General features: G+C 70.7%; 1 protein-coding gene. It reads left to right on the top strand.

What is annotated here, in order from left to right:
- On the top strand, positions 1-736 hold a 736-nt coding region (locus tag RNC47_RS36050), incomplete at both ends, for a thioesterase domain-containing protein (RefSeq protein ID WP_449657368.1).

Here is a 736-nt window from a genome sequence, read left to right as displayed (position 1 = left end):
GCCGAGTCCCAGAAGGGCAAGACGGCCGAAGAGATCGCTGCGGAGCAGTCCGAACTCCTGGGCGGTGCCTCCACGGTCGCCGAGCTCGAGGCCAAGCTGGCCGATGCCGGACATCCGTTGGCGGAGAAGACCTCCGAAGACAGCGCTGAAGCCGCTGAAGTCGCTGAAGCCGCGCCCGCGCTGGACATCCCGGCGCCGCCCAGCGATCCGAGCGGGCCGGCGATCCCGGCTCCGCCGTCGGATCCGTCCGGACCGAGCAAGGCCACCGCGGCCGCGGCGGCCGCCAAGGTGCTCACCCCGGAAGCGGTCACCGAGGCGCTGGGCGCCGACGTGCCCCCGCGTGACGCCGCCGAGCGCGTCACGTTCGCGACCTGGGCGCTCGTCACCGGCAAGTCGCCGGGCGGCATCTTCACCGAGCTGCCCTTCGTCGATGACGAGCCGGCGACGAAGCTGTCCGAGCGGCTCTCCGAGCGGGCCGAGGGCACTGTCTCGGTCGAGCAGGTGCGCTCGGCGAAGAACATCGAAGAGCTGTCCACGATCGTGCGCGATCAGCTCGAAGAGGGCGTGGTCGACGGATTCGTCCGTACCCTGCGGGCCCCGAAAGAGGGAAGCTCGCACGTGCCGTTGTTCGTGTTCCACCCGGCCGGCGGATCGACCGTCGTCTACGAGCCGCTGATGAAGCGGCTTCCGGCCGACACTCCGGTCTACGGCATCGAGCGCGTCGAGGGTGCGATCG

Origin of the sequence: Streptomyces millisiae (assembly GCF_031845425.1) — a bacterium.
Taxonomy (GTDB): Bacteria; Actinomycetota; Actinomycetes; order Streptomycetales; family Streptomycetaceae; genus Streptomyces; species Streptomyces millisiae.
Note: the sequence above shows the minus strand (reverse complement) of the source record. Positions and strands in the feature narration are given on the sequence as shown.